This window comes from Microbacterium sp. gxy059, assembly GCF_050958665.1.
Taxonomy (GTDB): domain Bacteria; phylum Actinomycetota; class Actinomycetes; order Actinomycetales; family Microbacteriaceae; genus Microbacterium.
The window spans coordinates 90,901-114,126 of record NZ_JAMXWT010000005.1 but is presented as its reverse complement, the minus strand read 5'-3'; the positions used below and the strand labels follow the sequence as shown (position 1 = coordinate 114,126).

The following is a 23,226-nucleotide window of genomic DNA, read 5'->3' as shown; positions in this document are numbered from 1 at the left end:
GAGGAGGGGGCTCCCCCTGGCGAGGAACTCCTGGATCCTGACATTCCCCACCCTCTCAGGGGAGGAGGACCTCGCGGGACGCGTCCCAGGGCTCGGTCCAGCCGAGCCGATCGAACAGCCCGTCGAGGATCCCCGCGGTGAAGCCCCAGATGAGGTGGCGCCGACCGCCGACCTCGATGCGCCACCCGGGGCCGCGCATCGAGCGGCCCTCGCGGTCGACGCGCCAGGTGACGCGGTGCGCGGGATCCAGCAGATCGGCGACGGGAGCGCGGAACACGTCGGCGGACTCCGCGCGATCCACCGGCGCGACGGGCGTCGGGCGCCGCCACCAGCCGATCACGGGCGTCACGCGGTGCCGCGAGTAGGGGAGCGGCAGCTCGGCGAGAGGCCCGATGACCTCGACGCCGTCGGGGTCGAGGCCCGTCTCCTCCCGCGCCTCGCGCAGGGCGGCGTCGACGGGACTCGCGTCTCCGGGATCCACGCGCCCTCCGGGGAACGCCACCTGACCGGGGTGCGAGCGCAGCGTCGCGGCGCGCGTGAGGAGGAGGACGTCGAGGTCGCGAGAGACGGCGGACGCCTGCGCCTCGTGATCGGAGGGGCGTCCGTCGAGCACGCCGAAGAGCACGAGGACCGCCGCGGCCCTGGCGTCGTCGGCGTCGAACGACGCGGCGCCTGGCCGCTCCCACAGGGGCGTGGGAGCGGCCAGGCGCACGAGGTCGCGCAGCTGCGCGGAGGCGGAGGCGCTCAGCGGAACACCACCGTCGCGCCCTCGTTGTTGAGCACGACGACCGGGGTGATCGTCGGCAGGCCCGCCTCGCGGATCTTCGCGAGGTCGACCCGCAGCAGCGGGGTGCCGGTGTCGACCGTCTGGCCGGCCTCGACGAGGGACTCGAAGCCCGCGCCGTCCAGCTTCACGGTGTCGATGCCGACGTGCACGAGCACCTCGGTGCCGTCGTCGAGCACGAGCGCGACGGCGTGCCCCGTCGGGAACACGTGGCCGACCGTGCCGGGGGCGGGGGCCGTCACGACGTCGCCCGTGGGCTCGATCGCGAGGCCGGGGCCCATGATCTGCTCCGCGAACGTCGGGTCGGGCACCTCGGAGAGGGGCTTGACCTCGCCCGCGATGGGCTGGGCGAGCACGATCGTCCGCGCCGCGGTCGCGGTGGCGGTCGTCGAGGGTGCGGCGGGGGCCGCGGGCTCCGCGTCGACCGGCGCCTCGGCGCGGCCCGCGAGGACCTCCTCCATCGCGTCCTTCACGAACTGCACGTTGAGGCCGTAGATGACCTGCACGGCCTTTCCGCCGGGCTTCATGGTGCCGGCGGCGCCTGCACGCTTGAGGCCGGCCTCGTCGACCCGCGAGGGGTCGTCGATCTCCATGCGCAGGCGGGTGGCGCAGTTGTCGAGCGCGAGGATGTTCTCCTTGCCGCCGAGCGCGTCGATGAACCGGCCGGCGGTGGCGAGGTATCCCGCGTCGCTGGTGCCCTCACTCACCTCGGCGACGTCCTCGTCGTCCTCGCGGCCGATCGTCTTGAGCTGCCACTTCTGGATGACGAACGTGAAGACGAGGAAGTAGATGACGAACCAGGCGACGCCGAGCACGATGAGGATCCACGGGTTCTGCGCCATCGGGTTGGTCCATCCGAGCCCGAGGTCGATCGCGCCCGCCGAGAACCCGAAGCCCATGCGGGCCGGCAGCAGCACGGTGATGAGCATCGAGATGCCCGTGAAGAGCGCGTGGAGCACGTAGAGCGCCGGCGCGAGGAACATGAACGAGAACTCGAGGGGCTCGGTGATGCCGACGAAGAACGACGCGAAGGCGGCCGAGAAGAGGATGCCTCCTGCGACCTTCTTGCGGCCCGACTTCGCGGTCACGTACATCGCGAGCGCCGCGCCGGGGAGTCCGAACATCATGATCGGGAAGAAGCCCGAGGTGTACATGCCGGTGATGCCGAGCTCGCCCGTGCCTCCGAGGAAGTTGGGGATGTCGTTGATGCCCGCGACGTCCCACCAGAACACCGAGTTGAGCGCGTGGTGGAGGCCCGTCGGGATGAGGAGGCGGTTGAAGAAGCCGTAGAGGCCCGCGCCGACGGCGCCGAGCCCGAGGATCCACTCGCCGAACGCGACGAGCGCGCCATAGACGACCGGCCAGACGAAGAACAGCACGACCGCGAGGAGGATCGAGATGCCGGCCGAGACGATCGCGACCGAGCGCTTGCCCGAGAAGAAGGCGAGCCAGTCGGGCAGCTTCGTCGAGGCGAAGCGGTTGTAGGAGAACGCGCCGATGAGACCGCAGAGGATTCCGACGAACGCGTTCTGCACGGCGCCGTAGGCCGGGTCGACCTGGTCGAGGAGCGTCGGGTCGGCGGCGATGTCGTATCCGAGGAACCCGGCGACCGTCTCGGGAGCGAGCAGCACGGTCACGACGAGCCACGACACGAGGCCCGCGAGCGCGGCCGTTCCGTCCGACTTCTTCGCCATGCCGAAGGCGATGCCGATCGCGAACAGGATCGGCAGGCTGTCGATGACGGCGCCGCCGGCCTTGAGGAGGAACACCGAGACGACGCTCTCGCCGATGGTGTTGCCGATCCAGTTGCCGATGCCCATGAGGATCGCCGCCACCGGCATGACGGCGATCGGCAGCATCAGCGATCTGCCGAGGTTCTGCAGGAACTTCATCCGGGTTCTCCGAACTCGATGGTGGAGGGGTCGCCCAGACCTTACACAGAAAAGGGGCGGGGCGACAGACGCCCCGCCCCTTTTGTACGGAAAGCTCACATATTGTGACGTTCCGTCCGTCGCCGCGCCTGCTCCGCCGGGTCGGGCACGGGCAGCGACGCGATGAGCCGCCTGGTGTACGGATCCTGCGGCGAGCCCAGCACGTCGGCCGTGCGCCCCTGCTCGACGATCTCTCCGCGATGCAGCACCGCGACCCGGTGCGCGAGCAGATCGACGACCGCGAGATCGTGCGTGATGAACAGGCACGCGAAGCCGAAGCGCTCCTGCAGCTCCGTGAACAGGTCGAGCACCGTCGCCTGCACCGAGACGTCGAGCGCGCTCGTCGGCTCGTCGGCGATGAGCAGCGCCGGATCGAGAGCGAGGGCGCGCGCGAGCGACGCCCTCTGGCGCTGGCCGCCCGAGAGCTCGTGCGGGAACCGGTCGGCGAACGCCCCGGGCAGCCGCACGGCCTCGAGCAGCTCCACGACCCGATCGCGCGCCGCGTCCTCGTCGCGGGCGACGCCGTGCACGATGAGGGGCTCCGCGACGCACGCCCCGATCGTCAGCAGCGGGTTGAAGCTCGACGCCGGATCCTGGAAGACGAACCCGATGTCCTTCCGCCGCGGACGCAGGTCGCGCTCCCGCACGCCGTTCATCTCGACGCCCAGCACATCGAGGGATCCGCCCGTCACGGCCGTGAGGCCGCCGATCGCGCGGCCGATCGTCGACTTCCCCGACCCCGACTCGCCCACGAGGCCCAGCACCTCTCCGGGCCGGATCTCGAAGTCCACGCCCGTGACGGCCCGGAACCCGCCGCGCCCGAAGCGCCCCGGGTACTCGATCTCCATGCCCCGCGCGCGCACGACCGGCGTCGCGTCCTCCGGCTCCCGCCAGGCGCGATCCGCGATCTCGAGGCGGGGGACCGCCGCGAGAAGGGTGCGGGTGTAGTCGGCGCGGGGAGACGCGAACAGCTCGGCGACGGGAGCGGTCTCGACGATGTCGCCGCGGTACATCACGGTCACGCGATCGGCGAGGTCGGCGACCACGCCCATGTTGTGGGTGATGAGCACGATCGCCGTCCCGAACTCGTCGCGCACACGCCGGAGGAGGTCGAGGATCTCGGCCTGCACGGTGACGTCGAGCGCCGTCGTGGGCTCGTCGGCGATGAGCACCTTCGGGTCGAGGCAGAGCGCCTGCGCGATGACGATGCGCTGCTTCTGCCCGCCTGAGAACTGGTGGGGATAGTCGTCGACCCGGCGCTCCGGATCCGGGATGCCCACCTTGCCGAGGATCTCGATCGCGCGGCGACGCGCCTCCTTCTTCGAGACCCGCCCGTGCGCGCGCAGGCCCTCCGCGATCTGCCAGCCGATCGTGTAGACGGGGTTGAGCGCCGTCATGGGCTCCTGGAAGATCATCGCCGCCTCGGAGCCGCGCAGCTGACGCAGGCGCTGCGCCGACAGCGAGATCACGTCCGTGCCGTTCACGTACACGGCGCCCGTCGTCGTCGCGGTCTCCGGCAGCAGCCCGAGCAGCGTGCGCGCGGTGACCGTCTTCCCGGATCCGGACTCGCCGACGATCGCGAGCACCTCCCGGTCGCGCACGTCGAGCGAGATCCCGTGGACGGCGTGCACGTCGCCCCCGTCGGTCGCGAAGGTGACGTCCAGGTCGCGGATGTCGACCGCGAGTCGTTCGGCGCTCATCGCGTCTTCTCCCTGCCTCGGGCCGTGCGCTTCCTCGTGCGCAGGCGCGGATCGTTGAGGTCGTTGATGCTCTCGCCCACGAGCGTGATGCCCAGCACCACGAGCACGATCGCGAGACCGGGGAACACGGCCGTCCACCAGCGGCCGGCCGTGACGTCCTCGACCGCGCGGTTGAGGTCGTACCCCCACTCGGCGGCCGCGGACGGCTCGATGCCGAAGCCCAGGAAGCCGAGGCCCGCGATCGTGAGGATCGCCTCCGACGCGTTGAGCGTGAAGATCAGCGGGAGGCTGCGCGTCGCGTTGCGCAGGACGTGGCGCAGCATGATCCGCCACGTCGAGGTGCCGATCACCCGGGCCGCCTCGACGTACGCCTCCTGCTTGAGGCGCACGGTCTCGGCCCGCACGACGCGGAAGTACTGCGGGATGAAGACGACCGTGATCGAGATCGCCGTCGCCATGACCCCGCTGAAGAACTCCGCGCGGCCGCCCGAGATGACGATCGCGGCGACGATCGCCAGCAGGAGCGAGGGGAAGGCGTAGACCGCGTCGCAGATCACCACGAGGATCCGGTCCAGCCACCCGCCGATGTACCCCGAGACGAGGCCGATGAGCACGCCGAGGAAGATGCTCATCGCCACCGAGACGACGATGACGACGAGCGCGGTGCGGGATCCCCAGACGACGCGCGAGAAGACGTCGTACCCGGCGATCGTCGTGCCCCAGATGTGCTCGGCGCTCGGCGCCTGCCGCGGCGCGAAGCCGCCCGCGTCGGAGGAGAGCTGCGCGTATCCGTAGGGCGCGATGAGCGGCGCGAACGCCGCGGCGAGGAGGAAGAGGCCGCAGAGCACGAGGCCCGCGATGAGCATGCCGCGCTGCAGGCCCACCGACTGGCGGAGCTGCTTCAGCACGGGGATCCGGTCGGCGAGAGGAGTCGTCGCCATGTCAGTACCTCACCCTCGGGTCGATGAACGCCGCGATGATGTCGACGAGGAAGTTGGTCAGCGCGACGATCACGGCCAGCAGCGCGACGATGCCCTGCACGGCGACGAAGTCGCGGGCCTTCAGGAACTCGGCCAGCTGGTAGCCGAGGCCCATCCACTCGAACGTCGTCTCGGTGAGCACCGCGCCGCCGAGCAGCATCGCGATCTGCAGGCCGATGACGGTGATGATGGGGATGAGCGCCGGCTTGTACGCGTGCCGGCGGACGAGGCGGTACTCGCCGACGCCCCGCGAGCGCGCCGCGTCGACGTACGGCATCGCCAGGGTGCCGATGACGTTGGTGCGCACCAGCCGCAGGAAGACGCCGGCGGTCAGCAGGCCGAGCGCGAGGCCGGGCAGGATCGCGTGCTGCAGCACGTCGGCGAGGAGGGCCGGCTGACCCAGCCGGATCGCGTCGATCGTGTAGATATGCCCGTCGCGCCCTCGAGGCGGCCGAGCTGCAGCTCCATCCGCGCCCCGAGCTGGGCAGCACGCCGAGCCAGACGGAGAAGACCAGCTTGAACAGCAAGCCGGCGAAGAAGACCGGCGTCGCGTAGCAGAGGATCGCGAACACGCGCAGCACGGCGTCGCCCCAGCGGTCGCGGATCGCGGCCGCGAGCATGCCGAGGGGGATGCCCACGACGAACGCGACGATGAGCGCGTAGAAGCCGAGTTCGAGGGTCGCGCCGCCGTATCGCAGCAGCACGTCGGTGACGGGCTGCCCGCTGATCGTCGTGCCGAAGTCGCCGCGCGCGATCGAGCCGAGGTAGTCGAGGTACTGCACGATGAGCGGCCGGTTGTATCCGGCGGCCTCGATGCGGTCCGCGAGCTGTGCGGGGGTGAGCTGGCCGCCGAGCGCGGCCGTGATGGGATCCCCCGTCACGCGCATGATGACGAAGACGGTCGTGACGAGGATGAAGATCGTCGGGAAGATGAGCAGGAAGCGGATGAGCACGTAGCGCCAGAGCGTCGTGCCTCCGCGTGCGCCTTTGGCCGCCGGGGAGGCGACGTCGGCGGGAGGTGAGGAGATGTCTGCCACGGATGGTGTCCTTGCAGGATCGAGCGGGGCGGCCCGTCGGGGGGACGGACCGCCCCGGAATCGGATCGGCGCGCGGGTCAGCGCGTGAGCGACGCCATGCGCAGCTTGAACGACGCGTCGAGGACGACGCCGTCGATGTCCGCTTGGGCGACGGCGACCTGGGCGCCCTGGAGGTACGGCACGGTCGAGAGGTCCTCGGCCACGAGCGGCTGGATCTCGCCGAGGAGCGCCTCGCGCTCGCCGGCGTCCGGCGTCGTCGCCTGCTCGAGGATCTTGTCGTTGACCTCGCTGTTGTCGTAGTGGTTCGCGAGGAAGTTGTCCGTGAGGAAGAACGGCGTGAGGTAGTTGTCGGCGTCCGAGTAGTCGGGGAACCAGCCGAGCTGGTACGCCGGGTAGACATCGTTCACGCGGTCGTCCGAGTACTGCACCCACTCCGTGCCCTGCAGGGGCACGTCGAACAGTCCGTCGGCCTCGAGCTGGCTCTCGATGAGCGCGTACTCGTCGGCCGAGTTGGGGCCGTAGTGGTCGGGGCTGTACTGCAGAGCGAGCGAGACGGGCGTCTCGACGCCCGCGTCGGAGAGGAGCTCCTCCGCGGCCTCGGCCGAGGCGCCGCCGGATCCGTCGCCGTACAGCTCCTTCAGCGGCTCGGTCGCGCCCGCGAAGCCCTCGGGGATGAACGATTACAGCGGCGTGTAGGTGCCGTCGTAGATCTGCTCGCTGAGGGCGTCGCGGTCGATGAGGCTCGCGACCGCCTGGCGCACGGCGAGGGCCTTCTCGTCATCGGCCTCGTCGGTCGCCGCGCCGTAGTGCTGCGTGTCGAAGTTGAACACGATGTAGCGGATCTCGCCGCCGGGGCCGTCGTGCACCGTGAGCGCGTCGTCCGTCGAGAGGTCCTCGACGTCGCTCGGCGACAGGCTGCGGTAGGCGACGTCGATCGACCCGTCCTGCACGGCGAGCTTGAGGTTGCTCGACTCGCCGTAGTAGCTGATCACGACGCTGTCGTTCGCGGCCGGCTCGATGAGGCCCGAGTAGTTCTCGTTCGGCACGAGCTCGATGAGCTCGTTGAACGTGTAGGACGAGATCGAGTAGGGGCCGCCGAAGGCGTCGGCCGCGACGATGTCGTCGACCGGGGTGACCTCGGTCGCCGAGAAGCTCTCCTCGTCGACGATCGCGCCCGGGAAGCTCGTGAGCACGTGGGGGAACGTCTGGTCGTTCTCGCTCTTGAGGCGGAACACGACGGTCTGCTCGTCGGGCGTCTCGACGCTGTCGAGGTTGAACAGGAGCGACGAGGGGCCGTTCGGGTCGGCGATCGCGAGCTGGCGGTCGAACGTGAACTTCACGTCGCTCGCGGTCAGGTCGTTGCCGTTCGACCACTTCAGGCCTTCGGGGAGCGTGACCGTGTACTCGGAGGGGCTCGTGAACTCCGCCGTCTCGGCGAGGTCGGGGACGACGTCGGTGCTGTTCGGGGCGGTGCCGACGAGGTACGGGAACACCTGCGTGTGGACCGTGAGGGATCCGTTCTCGTAGGAGCCGGCCGGGTCGAGGTGGGTGACCGAGTCGGTCGTGCCGACGAGGATGTCGTTGCCGCCGGAGCCGCCGTTCGCGCAGCTGGCGAGGACGAGGGCCGCGGCCGCGGGGACGGGCGCGAGCAGTGCGCGCTTGCGCGCACGCGTCGTGAGGATCATTCGCGTCTCTTTCGAAGGGGATGTGCTGTGGCGTCCACCGGGGGGGGACCCGGGGACAGGCGTTTCCCAATGCACACACAGCCTCCGCCCAGAGATGGGGGTCTCGTCGAAGGAAACAGGAACGTAACTGAGCAGAATGCTCAGTCCGCGTCGCGCCACGCCCGGAGGATCTGCACGCGGAGGGCGTTGCCCCGCGCGGCGAGGGCGCGCTGACGGCGCACGTACTCGGCCTTGCCCTCCGGCGTCTCGATGCGGACGGGGGCGAAGCCGAGATCCGAGACGTCGTAGGGTGCGGCCTCCATGTCGAGCCGGCGGATGTCGCGCGCGAGCTCGAACGCGTCGAGCAGCAGCTCGCCCGGAACGAGAGGGCCGAGCTTCACCGCCCACTTGTACACGTCCATCCCCGCATGGAGGCAGCCCGGCTGCTCGCGGACCGGCTGGTCGTCGCGCGTGAGCGGGGAGCGATTGCGGGGCACGGCGTCAGGGGTGAAGAACCGGAACGCATCGAAGTGGGTGCACCGCAGGTCGTGCGACTCGACGACGGCGTCGGTGCCCTCCTGGCCGAGCCGGAGCGGCTGGGGGTGGCGGTGCTCGGTCTGCCGGTAGACCATGGCCCACTCGTGCAGCCCGAAGCAGTCGAACTGGCCGGGCCGCTCCGCCGTGCGGCGCAGCATGATCTCCACGAGCCGGGCGAGCTGGGGCTTGGCGCGCTCGAAGCCCTCGGCGTCGGGCATGACGGATCCCTCCTCGTCACCCGGGCGATACCACCGCCAGGCCGCGCGAGGCTCGGCGGACGCGTCACGGAGCGCGACGCCCGCCCCCGGATGCCAGCGCCGCAGCTGCGCCGGCTTGTACGAGTAGTAGGTGAACAGGAAGTCCCAGACGGGATGCGTCGCGCCGCGTCGGGCGCGCTCGCGGTGGTCTCGCGTGAGGGCATCCCAGCGCTCCTCGTGGGCCCGCTCGCGCGCCGTCCACTCGGCGCGATCGAGGACAGGCATCGGCGTCAGCGGTCGAGCACCGCGCTCATCGCGCGGGACAGGAACCACGGGTCGACGACGGCGGTCAGCTCGCGCGCCGAGTGCATCGACAGGATCGGCACGCCCACGTCGACCGTGCGGATCCCGAGCCGGGTCGCCGAGATCGGTCCGATCGTGGATCCGCAGGGGACGGTGTTGTTCGAGACGAACTCCTGCGTCGGCACGCCCGCCGCGGCGCAGGCCGCCGCCCAGGCCGCGGCGCCGGGCGCGTCGGTCGCGTAGCGCTGGTTCGCGTTGATCTTGAGGATGGGACCGCCGCCCGCGACGGGGTGGTTGGCGGGGTCGTGACGCTCGACGTAGTTGGGGTGCACGGCGTGGCCCACGTCGCTCGAGACGTGCAGCGACGCGGCGAAGCTGCGCGCGCGATCCTCGCTCGTCGCGCCGAAGGCGCCGAGGACGCGCGTGAGGATCTCCTCGTGGAACGGTCCCGCGGCGCCCGACCGCGTCGCGGACCCGATCTCCTCGTGGTCGAAGGCGGCGAACATCGCGACCGCGTCGACGGGACGTGCGCCGGCGATCGCGGAGAGGCCCGCGTGCGTCGAGAGGAGGTTGTCGAGGCGGCCGCTCGCGAACAGCTCGTCGCGGCCGCCGAAGACGCGCGGCGGCTGCGTGTCGCAGGCGACGACGTCGAATCCGCCGATCTCGTCCGGCGCGACGCCCGCGCGCTCCGCGAGCACCGCGAGGATGTCGGCCGACTCGGTCTCGCCGAGCCCCCAGACGGGAGCCGTGTGCCGCTGACGATCGAGCGTCAGGCCCTCGTTGGACGAGCGGTCGAGGTGGATCGCGAGCTGCGGGATCCGCGCGATCGGGCCCGTGCGCACGAGGTGCGTCTCGCCGGCCGTCGTCACGACGCGCCCCGCGAGCTCCAGCTCGCGGTCGAGCCACGAGTTCAGCAGCGGGCCGCCGTAGACCTCCCAGCCGAGCTGGCGCCAGCCCCCGGCGCCGGTCGTCGTCGGCTTCGGCTTGAGCTTGAACGACGGGGAGTCGGTGTGGGCGCCGACGATCGCGAACGGCGTCGTCGCGGAGACGCTCTGCGGCAGCGCGAACGCGATCACGGATCCGTCGCGCACGACGACGTAGCGGCCGCCGGGCTCGAGCGACCAGGCCTCCCGCTCGTCGAGCTCCGCGAAGCCGGCCTCGCGGAGGCGCCTGGCCGCTTCGGCGGCGGCGTGATACGACGACGGCGACGCCTCCACGAAGGCGGCGAGGTCGTCGATGTGGGCGCGGGCTGCGGCGGGGATCTCCTGAGACGTCACCCGACCATTCTCCCGCACCGGGCGGGACGGGCGCTCAGGAACGACAGGTGCTCACGACGGGACGGGGCGATGAGCGCGGGGATCCCGGTCGGGTGGCTGCGGTGAGGGCGGGGCCGCCGTGGCGGGTGCTCGGGAATGACCGGTGGTCAGGAGCGACGGGGCTCATGACGGCGCGGGCTGATGAGCGAGGGGAGGTCGTGGCGGGTGCTCGGGGGATGACCGGTGCTCAGGATGCGACGGGCACGATGAGCGCGGGGTCGTCGTGGCGGACGCTGCCGACGCGCGCGTCGACCGCGTGCCAGGCGAGGCGTCGCGCTTCGCGGGGCGCGTCGGCGACGCACGCGTCGAGCGCGGACGACGGATCGTCCGCGGAGGGGTCGAGCCAGGCCCTCGCGTGGTCGACGTCGACGAAGACGGGCATGCGCGGGTGCAGCGCGGCGAGAGGCCCTTCGGCCGCGCGGGTGAGGATCGTGAAGCTGAGCACCCAGCGGGCGGGGTCGTCCTGCGCGCGGGCGGGGTCGCGCCACCATTCGTACAGGCCCGCGAGCAGAAGGGGCCCGCCGTCCTGCGGGTGGATGTACTGGGGCGTCTTCTCTCCGTCCCGCTCCTGCCACTCGTAGAAGCCGCTCACGGGCACGACCGCCCGGCGCGCGTGCAGCGCCGACGAGAAGGTGCGCTTGGTCGCGGCGGTCTCGGACCGGGCGTTGATCGCGCGGGCGCCGGCGGAGAGATCTTTCGCCCAGCCGGGCACGAGACCCCATCGGGCCGACACGACGCGCCTCGTCGGCGGATCGGTCCGGGTCGAGCAGGCGACGATCGCGGCCTGCTGGGTGGGGGCGACGTTGAAGGACGGCTCGGGCAGGTCGTCCGCGATGATGTCGGGGTCGATCTCGCTCACGAACCGGACCCCGGGATCCGCCACGACGAAGCGTCCGCACATGCGAGCCAGGCTAGAGCACGCGGCTCAGCGGAAGTCGCGGGAGCGGTTCCCGATCCCGACCCGCAGGTCGGAGAAGCCGTCGGCGCGCAGGTTCGCGACGCCCTCGGGAGAGCGCTCGAGGATGCCGCGGGCGATGAGGGCGGGGCTGTCGCGCACGAGCGACCGGAAGCGCGTCCAGACGCCGACGGAGCAGACGACGTTCATGAGCCCGAACTCGTCTTCGAGATTGAGGAACGTGACGCCCGAGGCCGTCGCCGGGCGCTGACGGTGCGTCACGAGCCCCGCGACCTCGATGCGCCGGCCCGTCTCGTGCACGCCGAGGCGGGAGGAGGGGATCGCTCCGCGGCGGTCGAGCGCCGCACGGAAGTGGGCGATCGGATGGTCGTCGGTCGAGACGCCCGTCGCCCAGAGATCGCTCGCGAGCCTCTCGTAGCTCGTCGGGTCGGAGAACAGCGGGGGCTGCACGGCCGCGACGGTGCCAGGCAGGAACTCCGGACGATCCTGCGCGGCGGCTCCCGCGAGCCACAGCGCGTCGCGGGTGCCGTGCCCGAAGGAGGAGAAGGCTCCCGCCGTGGCGAGCGCCTCGAGATGCGCCTCGGTGACGCCCGTGCGCCGCACGAGGTCGTTCAGGGAGGCGAAGGGGCCCCCGCGCTCGCGCTCCTCGACGATCCGCGCGGCGGTGCGGGATCCCACGCCCGTCACGCCTCCGAGGCCCAGGCGCACGACGAAGCGGCCGTCTCGGCGATGCGCGGCGGAGTCGTCGGGCGCGTCGCGGTCGAAGGGCGGCGCCGAGGCCTTCGAGTTCGCCGGGGCGCGATGACGAAGGCAGTCGTCCTGACCCGTCGGGCGGCGGTCGTCGGTGCCCGACGCCTCGAGCGTCTCGGAGGCGCCGGAGAGGTTGATGTCGGGGCGCCTGACCTCGACGCCGTGCCGCCGGGCGTCGGCCGTGAGCGTCGCGGGGGAGTAGAAGCCCATGGGCTGCGCGCGGAGCAGGCCCGCGAGGAACGCCGCGGGATAGTGCAGCTTGATCCACGCGCTCGCGTACACGAGCAGCGCGAACGAGAGGGAGTGCGACTCGGCGAACCCGAAGCTCGCGAACGCCTCGATCTGCGCGTAGATGCCCTCGGCCGTCTCCTCGGAGAGGCCGTTGCGGCGCATGCCGGCGAAGAGCTTCTCGCGGAGCGCGTCGATGCGCTCGAGCCCCCTCTTGGATCCCATCGCCCGCCGCAGCTGGTCGGCGTCCTCGAGCGTGCAGTCGCCGACGGCCACCGCGATCTGCATGAGCTGCTCCTGGAACACCGGGATGCCGAGGGTGCGCTCGAGCACCGGCTTCAGGAGGGGGTGCGGATAGACGACCGGCTCCTCGCCCATCTTCCGACGCACGAAGGGGTGCACGGCGCCGCCCTGGATGGGGCCGGGGCGGATGAGCGCGATCTGGACGACGAGGTCGTAGAGGCGCCGGGGCTGCAACCGGGGGAGGAGGCCCATCTGCGCGCGCGACTCCACCTGGAAGACGCCGATCGCGTCGGCGCGGCAGAGCATGTCGTACACGGCGGGCTCCTCGCGCGGCAGCTCGCGCAGCGTGAACCGCTCGCCCGTGGCGCTCTCGATGAGGTCGAAGCAGTGGCGGAGCGCGGAGAGCATGCCGAGGCCCAGCAGGTCGAACTTGACGAGCCCCATCCAGGCCGCGTCGTCTTTGTCCCACTGGATCACGGTGCGCCCCTCCATGCGCGCGTGCTCGATGGGCACGACCTCTCCCACAGGGCGCTCGGTGAGCACCATGCCCCCGGAGTGGATGCCGAGGTGCCGCGGGGCCTTCAGGAGCTCGGCGGCCGCGGAGGTCACCTCAGGTGGGATGTCGTGGTCGGGGGCCGAGGAGACCTCCCCGCCCCAGCGCTCGACCTGCCGCGACCAGGCGTCCTGCTGACCAGGCGAATAGCCGTAGGCGCGCGCCACGTCGCGCACGGCGTTCTTCGGTCGGTACTGGATGACGTTCGCGACCTGCGCCGCCCGCTCCCGGCCGTACGTCTCGTACACCCACTGGATGATCTCCTCGCGACGGTCGCTGTCGAAGTCGACGTCGATGTCGGGCTCCTCATCGCGCGTCGCGGAGAGGAAGCGCTCGAAGGGCAGGTCGAAGTAGATCGGGTCGACCGCCGTGATGCCGAGCAGGTAGCAGACGGCGCTGTTCGCGGCGGATCCGCGCCCCTGGCAGAGGATGCCCCGGCGCCGCGCCTCGGCGACGATGCCGTGCACGATGAGGAAGTAGCCGGGGAAGTCCTTCCGCTCGATGACGTCGAGCTCGTGCGCGATGCGCTCGCGGCCCCTCGCGTCGAGGTCGGGGGCGAGCCGCGCGGCGCCCTCCCAGACGAGGCTCCGCAGGTGCGCCATGGGCGTGCTCCCGTCGGGGACCTCCTGCCGCGGGAGCGCGGGGCGGGCGCTGCGCAGGGGGAAGGCCAGCTCGCGGGCGAGGACGGCCGTGCGGGGGACGGCGTCGGGGAACCGCCGGAACAGGCGCGCCATCTCGTCTCCCGATCGCAGGTGAGCGGCCTCGTGCGCGGGGAGCCAGCCGTCGAGGTCGTCCATGCTGCGGGTGGCGCGGATCGCGGCCACCGTGCGCGCGAGGGGCGCCTTCTCAGGCCGGGCGTAGTGCACACCGCCCGTCGCGACGAGGGGGAGACCCGTGCGCGTCGCGAGTTCCGCGAGCGCATCGTGGCGGGGGTCGTCTCGCGGGTCGCCGTGGTGCGTCAGCTCGACGACGACGCTCTCGCGGCCGAACAGGTCGACGAGCACGCGCAGCTCGCGCTCGGCCTCCGCGAGGCGCTCGCCGCGGGGGCCGGGCCCGTCGAGGGCCTGTCGGACGGCTCCCTTGCGGCACCCGGTGAGCACGACCCAGTGGCCGTCCGCGGCCTCGCCGAGCTCGTCGAGGTCGTAGAGCGGGCGCCCCTTCTCGCGCCCGCGCAGCTGGGCGCGGGTGATCGCGCGGGACAGCCGGTGATAGCCCTCCTCTCCGCGGGCGAGCACCAGCAGGTGCCGGCCCGCGGGGTCGGGCACGCTGCCCTGCGGGGCGGGGAGGTCGAGCGAGAGCTCGGCCCCGAACACCGTGCGCACGGACGTCTGCTCGGCGGCCTCGGCGAACCGCGGCAGGCCGTAGAAGCCGTCGTGGTCGGCGAGGGCCAGCGCCTCGAGACCCAGCCGCTCGGCTTCCTCCACGAGCTCCTCGGGCGAGGAGGCCCCGTCGAGGAAGGAGAACGACGAGTGCGCGTGCAGCTCGGCATACGGCACGCGGCTCGTCCCGCGGCGCTGCGCGGGAGCCCGGTAGGGCGCGCGCTTCGCGCCCCAGGCCGGGCTGTCGCCGCCGTCGGCCGCGGCCGGCCGCGGATCCGGACGGCGTCCGCTGAGGGTGCGCTCGAGCTCGCTCCAGGGGAGGGGCGGGTTGCTGAAGCCCATCAGGAGTACCGCGCTTCCCGCCACCACCGGTCGTCCTCGAGCACGACCAGCCACGCCTCGCCCTCGTCGTCGACGATCTGGAAGCGGTGCGCGCGCCGGGCGCGCCGCGGATCCCAGCCGCGCTCGACGACGGGCCACGGCCCCGCCCACTGCGCGACGGAGCGTCCGTCGATGCGCGCCGGCGCCGAGACGAGGAGCCCGCGCGCGTCGACCGAGACCGCCTCGCCTCCCTCCCCGTCGACGGAAGCGGGGAGGGGATCGCGGAACACCTCGGCGGGCAGCGGCTCGGGGAGCGCCCCCGGCCAGGGGAGGTCGCGTCGCGCCGACGGCGTCGCTCCGTCGCCCCAGGGGACGCGGCCCTCGCGCTCGCGGGCGAAGCGGCCGCCGCCGAGGGCGGGGCTCAGGACGCCCGTGTGGCCGAGCACGGCCTGCATGCGGGTCATCGCGTGGTGCGCGCGCTCGTCGGGGCCCTGCCCGAGGAGCGCGGGCTGATGCGCGTGCGCTGGATCGACGCCCGCGGGAGCGAGCCGCACGCGCGCGACGCCCCCGCGCAGAGCCTCCTCCGCGGGCGAGGGCTGAAGCTGCCAGCGCACGCGATCGGTGACCGACTCGGCGTCGAAGCTCGTGGGGTGCTGCCAGACCCGCTCGCTGCGCCCGCCGAGGTCGCTGTCGATCGTCACCCGCAGCGCGGTGCAGACGAGGCCCGCCTCGGCGAGACCCGCGCAGAACGCGTCTGCGGTGCGGCGCACGGCGAACGCGACCTGCTCGGCGAGCTCGAGCGGCGGCTCGAGATCGAGCGCTCGCTCGAGCTCGGGCGGCGGGACGCGGGGTACGACGCGTCGGGAGTCGGCCCCGGCCGCGAGCGACCGGAGGTGCACGCCGCGGTCTCCGAGCCGATCGTGCACGAGCCCCGCAGGGAGGGAGGCGAGGTCGCCCAGCGTCTGCACGCCGAGGCGGGCGAGCAGCAGCGCGAGCTCGGGCTCGCCCAGCGCGTCGACGCCGAGCGGGGCGAGGAAGTCGGCGGCGTCGCCGGCGGGGACCACGCACACGGGGCGGGCCGTCCGCGAGCGCGCCGCCTGCTCGGCGGTGAAGACGCCGTCGGCGACGCCGACGCGCGCCCCGGGGAGCCCCGCTTCCTCCAGCGCGCGAGCGAGAGCCTCGCCCGCCTGCCCCTCGCCGCGATAGAAGCGCGCGGGCCCGCGGGCCCGCAGCGCGGCGAGGCCCGGGCGCAGCGCCTGCGCCCCCGGAGCGTGGCGCTCGAGCACGGCGAGCACCACGTGGAACTCGCGCTCGTCGCGGTCGGGGTCGTCCGGATGCACGCGCAGCCGCGGACAGGCCGCCTGCGCCTCGCGGCGTCGGTGGCCGCGTCTCACCCCCTCGGCGCGCGCTCCGGCGGAGCAGGCGATGACGCGGCCGGCCCGGACGATCGCGACCGGCGCCTCGCGGTCGTCGTCTCCGGCGGACGCCGCGCGCTCCCTGGCTCGGCGGAAGGCCGTGACGGGCCAGTCGGGCAGCCACACGACGATGGCTCTCTCGGGGCTCATGCCGGCACCGCCCGCAGATGCGCGCGCCCGTCGACGCGGCGCGGGGTCGCGCTCTCGACGCCGCCCGAGGCGCCGGGAAGCAGCACCCGCACGGAGCGCGGGCGCGGCGCGCGCCGACCCGTCGCCTGGATGGTCACGGCGCGGGAGGACAGCAGGCCGTGCCCGCGGCCGAGCCCCTGCCATTCGGGGGCGGCCATCGCGAGGGAGGCCGAGGCGCCCGGCCAGGAGCCGACCGCGAGCAGGCAGCTGCCGTTCTCGCGCAGGCGCGCATCGATCCGGGCGGCCTCCGCCGGGGCGGCGGGGGAAGACGGGCGCACCGCCACGAGGGGGAAGACCTCGGAGGCGGTCGCGACGGCCTGCCGCCAGCGCTCGGCGGGGCGGGGGATGAGCGCGAGCCGCGCGGGGTCGACGCCGTAGCCCTCCGCCGCCTCGGCGGACAGGTGCGGCATGCCGATGACGGCGCACCAGGATCCGTCGCGCGACGCGGCCCCGATCAGGGCGAGCAGGAGACTCGCCGAATCGGGGAGCGCGTACGAGGAGCCGGGGCGCAGGCCGCCCTCCGGGAAGAGCGGGGCCAGGGGATCGTGCACCGGCAGGGCGTCGACGACCGCGGTGCGGCGCTGCATGCTGCCGATCTGCGCGCGCAGGCGCGCCACCTCGGCCGCCTGCGCCGAGACCTCCGAACGAGCGAGTGCCATGACCACGCCCCCATTCTAGAAACTATGTTCGAGTGAGCCAAGTGGCATTCGAACACTATTTCGAACCCCTGACAGAGGAAGCAGGGGGAGGGGCGAAGGGGGGGGCTACTCGAGCAGGCCGACGTCCTCGAGGCGCTCGGCGAGCCCGGCGCCGTCGTCGGCCGTGACCCACGGCACGCCGGCCGCGGAGTGGTCGTCGACCGACTGGCGGCCGCCGGCGAGGACCGCCTCCGTCGTCGTGAGCCGGCGGATCGCGACGCCCGCCACCGAGGAGGGGAAGTCGCGGGTGAACTGCGTGTAGATCTCGTCGTCGTGCTGTCCGTCGTCGCCGATGAGCAGCCAGCGGATGTCGGGGAACTCCTCGGCGAGTCGGCGCAGGTTCGTCGCCTTGTGCTCGCGGCCGCTGCGGAACCACTTGTCGTGCGTGGGACCCCAGTCGGTCAGCAGCATGGATCCCTGCGGGAACATGTTGCGCTGCAGGAAGCGGGTGAGGGTGGGGGCGACGTTCCAGGCGCCCGTCGACAGGTAGATCATCGGCGCGCCGGGCGACGAGCGCATGATCCGCTCGAGCATGACGGCCATGCCGGGGACCGGCTGCCTGGCGTGCTCGTTGAGCACGAACGAGTTCCACGCGGCGAGGAAGGGGCGGGGGAGCGCGGTGACCATGACGGTGTCGTCCACGTCGCACACGACGCCGAAGCGCACCGCGGGGTCGACGACGAACACGCGCGCCTCGGTCTCCTCTCCGCCCTCGATCGAGACCCGGATCGTCTGCCAGCCGGGCGGGAGGTCGGCGGGCAGCACGGCGTCGACGACCCCGCCCCGGTCGGCGGCCACCTCATGCACCTGGTCGCCGATCGTGACGCGCACGGTGGAGAACGCCACGGGGATCCCGAGGAAGGCCCGCCAGCCGCGCACGCCGTTCGGGTCGGGCAGCCGACGCGTGTACGCGGGGAGGATGAGCACCCTGCCGAGCACGCGCACCCAGCCCTCGCCCCCGTACCCGGGGAAGGGGACGACCTGGGGGCGGCGGCCCGCACGGCGCGCGCTGCGCTCCCGCCACGAATGGAACCGCCGCTCGAGGCGCGCGACCCAGTGGATCTTCTTCCGCGGTCCGCGCGGCCGGCGTGGCGACATGGGGTCAGTCTTTCATGTGACGGCGTTCGAGCCACTGCAGGAGGCGCTTGCCGAGCACGACGAACAGCAGGCCCGCCGCGATGATCCCGACGAACACGTATCCCGCCCAGTGGGCGCTCGACGACAGCTCCCGGTAGGTCTCGGCCGCGCCCGCGGCGATCGAGATGTAGATGGCGGACCACAGCACGCAGGCCGGGGTGGTCCACAGGATGAATCGGCGATAGGAGTATCCCGACATGCCGACGGTGAGCGGCACGAGCGAGTGCATGACGGGCAGGAACCGCGACAGGAAGATCGCGATGCCCCCGCGGCGGCGCAGGTAGCCCTCCGCTCGCTGCCAGTTCGCCTCGCCGATCCGGCGCCCGAGCCAGGAGGCGCGCAGGTGGGGGCCGGCCCAGCGGCCGATCGCGTAGCCGATGCTCTCGCCCGCCAGCGCGCCGAGGACGACGAAGACGCCCAGGATCACCCCCTCGAGCAGCGAGGTGACGCCCGTCGCCGTGACGATGACGATCGTGTCTCCCGGCACGATGAGCCCGATGAGCACGCTCGTCTCGAGCATGATCGCGACGGAGGCGAGGAGGGTCCTCAGCCACGGCTCCACGCCCTCCACCACGTCGAGGACGGTGGTCAGGACATCGTTGAGCACGGGCGCCATCCTATGCGCCGCACGTCCGAGCGAGGTGTCAGGACGCGTCGCGGTAGCCTGGATGTCTCCCACGCACCCCGCGTCCGCGCGCGCGGCGCGCACCGCTGATCGATTGGCTTCACCCGACGTGTCACAGAACACCGCTTCCGAATCCCCTGCGACCTCCGACGTCCACGCCATCCAGGCCAAGTGGCAGGAGTTCTGGCGGCAGAACGAGACGTTCCGCGCGGGCGGCGCGGACGACGAGCGCCCCCGCAAGTACGTGCTCGCGATGTTCCCGTACCCCTCGGGCGACATGCACATGGGGCACGCCGAGAACTACCTCTACAGCGACATCGTCGCGCGCTTCTGGCGGCACCGCGGGTACGACGTGCTGCACCCCGTCGGATGGGACTCGTTCGGCCTGCCCGCGGAGAACGCCGCGATCCAGCGCGGCGCGGACCCCCGGGAGTGGACCTACGCCAACATCGACCAGCAGAAGACGAGCCTCGAGAACTACGGCGTCTCGTTCGACTGGTCGCGCGTGCTGCACACCTCCGACCCGGAGTACTACCGCTGGAACCAGTGGCTGTTCCAGCAGCTCTACGACCGCGGCCTCGCCTATCGCAAGGAGAGCCCCGTCAACTGGTGCCCCAACGACCAGACGGTGCTCGCCAACGAGCAGGTCGTCGACGGCGCGTGCGAGCGCTGCGGCGCGGAGGTCGTGAAGAAGAAGCTCACGCAGTGGTACTTCAAGATCACCGACTACGCCGACCGGCTGCTCGACGACCTCGACGGGCTCGAGGACACCTGGCCGCGGAAGGTGCTGCAGATGCAGCGCAACTGGATCGGCCGGTCGCGCGGCGCCGACATCGACTTCGCGGTCGAGGGGCGCGAGACGCCGATCACGGTCTTCTCGACCCGTCCCGACACGCTGCACGGCGCGACGTTCCTCGTCGTGGCGCCCGACGGCGACCTCGCGGCCGAGCTCGTCGCCGATGCTCCCGCCGACGTGCGCATGCGCTTCCAGGACTACCTGGTGCAGACGCAGAAGCAGACCGAGATCGAGCGCCAGGCGACCGACCGCGAGAAGACCGGCGTCCCGCTCGAGCGGTTCGCGATCAACCCGATCAACGGCGAGCGTCTGCCGATCTGGGCGGCCGACTATGTTCTGGCCGACTACGGGCACGGCGCCGTGATGTCGGTGCCCGCGCACGACCAGCGCGACCTCGACTTCGCCCGCGCGTTCGACCTGCCGGTGCGGGTCGTGCTCGACACGACGGCCCCCGACGAGGTGCCCGACCCCGCGGAGACGGGCGAGGCGCTGGCCGGCGACGGCGTGCTCATCAACTCGGGCGATCTGGACGGGCTCACCAAGCAGGAGGCGATCTCCCGCGTCATCGAGGCTCTCGAGGAGCAGGGCGCGGGGCGCGGGACGACGCAGTACCGTCTGCGCGACTGGCTCATCTCGCGCCAGCGCTTCTGGGGCACGCCGATCCCGATGGTGCACACGGAGGACGGGCGCATCGAGAAGGTGCCGGACGACCAGCTGCCCGTGCGCCTGCCCGAGGCGAAGGACCTCGATCTGAAGCCGAAGGGGTCCTCGCCCCTGGGCGCCGCGACCGAGTGGGTCACGACGACCGACCCCGTCACGGGCGGACCCGCCCGGCGCGACCCCGACACGATGGACACGTTCGTCGACTCGTCCTGGTACTTCCTGCGGTTCATGTCGCCGAAGAGCGACTCCGTCGCGTTCGACGTGGACGAGGCGCGCCGGTGGGAGCCGGTCGACACCTACATCGGCGGCGTGGAGCACGCGATCCTGCACCTGCTGTACGCGCGCTTCATCACCAAGGTGCTGAACGACATGGGACTCGTCGACTTCACGGAGCCCTTCTCGAGCCTCATCAACCAGGGCATGGTCCTGCTCGACGGCTCGAAGATGTCGAAGTCGAAGGGCAATCTCGTGCAGGTGACGGACGAGATCGCCGCGCACGGCTCCGACGCCGTGCGCGTGGCGCTCGCCTTCGCCGGCCCCGTGGAGGACGACAAGGACTGGAAGGACGTCTCCACCGCGGGCGCGACGAAGTTCCTCGCCCGCGCCCTGCGCGCGGCGCGCGACGTCGCGGACGCCCAGGAGACCGGCTCCGGCGACGGCGACGTCGCGCTGCGGCGGGTGACGCACCGCCTCCTGGCCGACGCGCCGGCGCTCGTCGAGCAGACGAAGTTCAACGTCGTCGTCGCGCGCCTCATGGAACTCGTCAACGCGATCCGCAAGACGATCGACCAGGGTGCGGGCGCCGCCGATCCCGCGGCGCGCGAGGCCGTGGAGGTCGTGGCGCTCGTCGTCGACCTGGTCGCGCCCCACACGGCCGAGGAGATGTGGGAGGTGCTCGGGAACGAGCCGTCGATCAGCTCCGTGTCGTGGCCGGAGGCGGATCCGGCGCTCACCGTCGAGGATCTCGTCACCGCGGTCGTGCAGGTGAACGGCAAGGTCCGCGCGCAGCTGGAGGTGGCGGCCGACATCGCCCCCGACGCCCTCGAGGAGCTCGCCCGCGCGGACGAGCGCGTGCTGCGCTCGGTGGGCGACAAGCAGATCGTCAAGGCGATCGTGCGGGCCCCGAAGATCGTGAGCCTCGTCGTGAAGTGAGCGTCGTCGAGCGCACGACGAGGAGGGCGTCCCGCCGGGGCGCCCTCCTCGCGTGTCCGGGCGCCGACGGCCCCGCTCCCGCCAGAGGCCGATCCGGTCGCCTGTCAGCACGAGCACGAGGCCGTCGTCGTCCGTGCGAGCCGCGACGGATCCCGTGCGCGCGAGCACGCGCAGGAGGTCGGGGTGCGGGTGGCCGTAGGAGTTCTCGCCCACTCCGATGAGCGCGACCTCGGCGCCCAGCGCCTCGTAGAGGGGCGCGTGCTGGTCGCGACTGCCGTGGTGCGAGACCTTGACCACCTCGTAGTCGGCGGCGAGGGCGCCGCGGGAGAGCAGCAGGCGCTGCGCGTCCTCGCCGAGATCGCCGAGAAGGAGCGTGCGCGGCACGCCGCCGCCCGACACCTCGACGACGGCGCTCGTGTCGTTGCCGACCTCGAACGCGGCGGACCCCGCCCGCGGCCAGAGGACGCGCCACGTCGCCCCGCCCAGGGATCCCGTCATGCCCTCGGACGCCTCGGCGACGCGCTCGGCGCCGACCTGGCGGACCCGCATCCGGTCGGACGCTCCGTCGCCCGGGCCGTGGACGAGGGATCCCACGCGTCCGGCGAGGACGCCCGTCGCCCCCACGTGGTCGTGGTCGAAGTGGGTGAGCACGACGAGGTCGATGCGGACGACGCCGAGCCGGTCGAGGCAGGCGGCCAGCGCCTCCTCGTCCGGCCCCGTGTCGATGAGGGCGACGGCTCCCTCCGATCGCACGAGGACGGCGTCGCCCTGGCCGACGTCGCAGAGGGCGATCGCCCAGTCGCGCGGGGCGGTGAGCGGGCCGACCGAGGGCCCCGAGAGGGCGACGGCGCCGACGGCCGCGCCGATCCCTGTCGCCAGGACGCCGATCGCCGTGCGGCGGACCACCCGCCAGAGGCGCCGGGACGGCAGGCGGACGATCGCGAGCGCCGCGCAGCCGCCGAGGAGGGCGAGGAGGGCGAAGCCCCGCCACCCCTCCTCCCACGGCACGCGAGCGTGCGGCATGTCGGCGAAGGCGACGGCGGTCTGCGCGACCCAGGCCGAGGGCAGCCAGGCGAGTGCGGCGCACCCCGCCGCGAGAGGCGCGAGGGGCTGCGCGAGGCAGGCGGCGAGCCCGAGCACCGTCGCGACCGGCGCGGCGGGGGCCGCGACGATGTTCGCGGCGACGGCGTAGAGCGACACCTCCGGGGCGAACAGCACGATGATCGGCCCGCAGACGAGCTGCGCGGCGAACGGCACCGCGATCCCGAGGGCGACGGGCCGAGGCATCCAGCGCCCGAGCCCGCGCGCGAGCGGATTCGCGAGGAGCAGCAGCGCGCCGGTCGCGGCGGCCGACAGCAGGAAGCCGTAGTCGGCAGCCAGCCAGGGGTCGACGGCGAGCAGCGCGATGACGGCGAGCGAGAGCACCGCGACCCCGGCGCCCTGCCTCCCGAGCAGCAGGGCCAGCATGCCGATGACCGACATCGCCGCGGCGCGCACGACGCTCGCCTCGGGCGTGACGAGCACGACGAATCCCGCGAGCGCGACCAGCGAGCCCGTCACGCGCAGCCAGCGGGGCGCGCCGAGACCCGCGAGCGCGGCGAAGGCGATTCCGACCACGAGGGCGCAGTTGCTGCCGGACACCGCGGTCAGATGGGAGAGGGCGGAGGCCTTCATCGCGTCGTCGAGGTCCGGGCCGACGGCGCTCGTCTCGCCGACCGAGAGGCCGGGCAGCAGGCCGGCGCCCGGCTCGGGGAGGCCGCTCACCACCTCGC

Annotated in this window: 13 protein-coding genes and 3 pseudogenes; 1 reads left to right on the top strand and 15 read right to left on the bottom strand. The window is 72.6% G+C overall.

The window, feature by feature from the left end; all coding sequences use genetic code 11:
- Nucleotides 1-55 precede the first annotated feature (55 nt).
- From NHL53_RS05055 to NHL53_RS04990, 14 genes and pseudogenes are all read right to left on the bottom strand, one after another.
- Nucleotides 56-712, bottom strand: coding sequence for an NUDIX hydrolase (locus tag NHL53_RS05055; protein ID WP_433775744.1), 657 nt, complete (start codon nt 710-712; stop codon nt 56-58).
- A 32-nt stretch (nt 713-744) separates the two neighbouring features.
- Entirely contained in the window at nt 745-2,676 is a 1,932-nt protein-coding gene (nagE, locus tag NHL53_RS05050) for an N-acetylglucosamine-specific PTS transporter subunit IIBC (RefSeq protein ID WP_433775743.1), read from the bottom strand.
- 95 nt (nt 2,677-2,771) lie between these two features.
- The gene (locus NHL53_RS05045) at nt 2,772-4,415 is read right to left on the bottom strand and encodes an ABC transporter ATP-binding protein (RefSeq protein WP_433775742.1); all 1,644 of its coding nucleotides are present in this window, start codon (nt 4,413-4,415) and stop codon (nt 2,772-2,774) included.
- The gene (locus NHL53_RS05040; RefSeq protein WP_433775741.1) at nt 4,412-5,356 is read right to left on the bottom strand and encodes an ABC transporter permease; all 945 of its coding nucleotides are present in this window, start codon (nt 5,354-5,356) and stop codon (nt 4,412-4,414) included. The genes NHL53_RS05045 and NHL53_RS05040 overlap by 4 nt, the downstream gene beginning before the upstream one ends.
- Nucleotide 5,357: 1 nt before the next feature.
- Nucleotides 5,358-6,423: pseudogene (locus NHL53_RS05035) on the bottom strand (ABC transporter permease).
- Nucleotides 6,424-6,509: 86 nt separating this feature from the next.
- Nucleotides 6,510-8,117 (bottom strand): annotated as a pseudogene (locus tag NHL53_RS05030) (ABC transporter substrate-binding protein).
- A 140-nt stretch (nt 8,118-8,257) separates the two neighbouring features.
- Complete coding sequence (locus tag NHL53_RS05025) at nt 8,258-9,115, bottom strand: 3-methyladenine DNA glycosylase (protein ID WP_433775740.1); 858 nt, start codon at nt 9,113-9,115, stop codon at nt 8,258-8,260.
- A 5-nt stretch (nt 9,116-9,120) separates the two neighbouring features.
- Nucleotides 9,121-10,410 carry a M18 family aminopeptidase gene (locus NHL53_RS05020; RefSeq protein WP_433775739.1) on the bottom strand — a complete coding sequence of 430 codons (1,290 nt, stop codon included), beginning with the start codon at nt 10,408-10,410 and terminating at the stop codon, nt 9,121-9,123.
- A 226-nt stretch (nt 10,411-10,636) separates the two neighbouring features.
- Nucleotides 10,637-11,350, bottom strand: coding sequence for an SOS response-associated peptidase (locus NHL53_RS05015; protein ID WP_433775738.1), 714 nt, complete (start codon nt 11,348-11,350; stop codon nt 10,637-10,639).
- A 24-nt stretch (nt 11,351-11,374) separates the two neighbouring features.
- Entirely contained in the window at nt 11,375-14,800 is a 3,426-nt protein-coding gene (locus NHL53_RS05010; RefSeq protein WP_433775776.1) for an error-prone DNA polymerase, read from the bottom strand.
- Nucleotides 14,800-16,344 (bottom strand): DNA polymerase Y family protein, encoded by a 1,545-nt coding sequence (locus NHL53_RS05005; protein ID WP_433775737.1) that lies wholly within the window; start codon nt 16,342-16,344, stop codon nt 14,800-14,802. Before NHL53_RS05005 ends, NHL53_RS05010 begins: the two co-directional genes overlap by 1 nt.
- Nucleotides 16,341-17,048 (bottom strand): hypothetical protein, encoded by a 708-nt coding sequence (locus tag NHL53_RS05000; RefSeq protein WP_433775736.1) that lies wholly within the window; start codon nt 17,046-17,048, stop codon nt 16,341-16,343. Before NHL53_RS05000 ends, NHL53_RS05005 begins: the two co-directional genes overlap by 4 nt.
- A 99-nt stretch (nt 17,049-17,147) precedes the next feature.
- Entirely contained in the window at nt 17,148-18,179 is a 1,032-nt protein-coding gene (locus NHL53_RS04995) for an App1 family protein (protein WP_433775735.1), read from the bottom strand.
- 4 nt (nt 18,180-18,183) lie between these two features.
- Nucleotides 18,184-18,825: a DedA family protein gene (locus NHL53_RS04990; protein ID WP_433775734.1), complete on the bottom strand. Its 642-nt coding sequence runs from the start codon at nt 18,823-18,825 to the stop codon at nt 18,184-18,186.
- Nucleotides 18,826-18,886: 61 nt separating this feature from the next.
- On the opposite strand from NHL53_RS04990, the gene leuS reads away from it, so the two are divergent.
- A complete protein-coding gene (leuS, locus tag NHL53_RS04985; RefSeq protein ID WP_433775733.1) occupies nt 18,887-21,454 on the top strand; it encodes a leucine--tRNA ligase in 2,568 nt (855 codons plus the stop codon).
- 600 nt (nt 21,455-22,054) lie between these two features.
- Here leuS and NHL53_RS04980 read toward each other — a convergent pair.
- A pseudogene (locus NHL53_RS04980) lies at nt 22,055-23,218 on the bottom strand (ComEC/Rec2 family competence protein); the annotation flags it as partial.
- Nucleotides 23,219-23,226: the final 8 nt, after the last annotated feature.

Coding starts and splice junctions, on each gene's coding strand:
- nagE (WP_433775743.1), bottom strand. CDS start 2,676: ATGAAGTTCCTGCAGAACCTCGGCAGATCGCTGATGCTGCCGATCGCC.
- NHL53_RS05045 (WP_433775742.1), bottom strand. CDS start 4,415: ATGAGCGCCGAACGACTCGCGGTCGACATCCGCGACCTGGACGTCACC.
- NHL53_RS05040 (WP_433775741.1), bottom strand. CDS start 5,356: ATGGCGACGACTCCTCTCGCCGACCGGATCCCCGTGCTGAAGCAGCTC.
- NHL53_RS05025 (WP_433775740.1), bottom strand. CDS start 9,115: ATGCCTGTCCTCGATCGCGCCGAGTGGACGGCGCGCGAGCGGGCCCAC.
- NHL53_RS05015 (WP_433775738.1), bottom strand. CDS start 11,350: ATGTGCGGACGCTTCGTCGTGGCGGATCCCGGGGTCCGGTTCGTGAGC.
- NHL53_RS05010 (WP_433775776.1), bottom strand. CDS start 14,800: ATGGGCTTCAGCAACCCGCCCCTCCCCTGGAGCGAGCTCGAGCGCACC.
- NHL53_RS05005 (WP_433775737.1), bottom strand. CDS start 16,344: ATGAGCCCCGAGAGAGCCATCGTCGTGTGGCTGCCCGACTGGCCCGTC.
- NHL53_RS04995 (WP_433775735.1), bottom strand. CDS start 18,179: ATGTCGCCACGCCGGCCGCGCGGACCGCGGAAGAAGATCCACTGGGTC.
- leuS (WP_433775733.1), top strand. CDS start 18,887: ATGTCTCCCACGCACCCCGCGTCCGCGCGCGCGGCGCGCACCGCTGAT.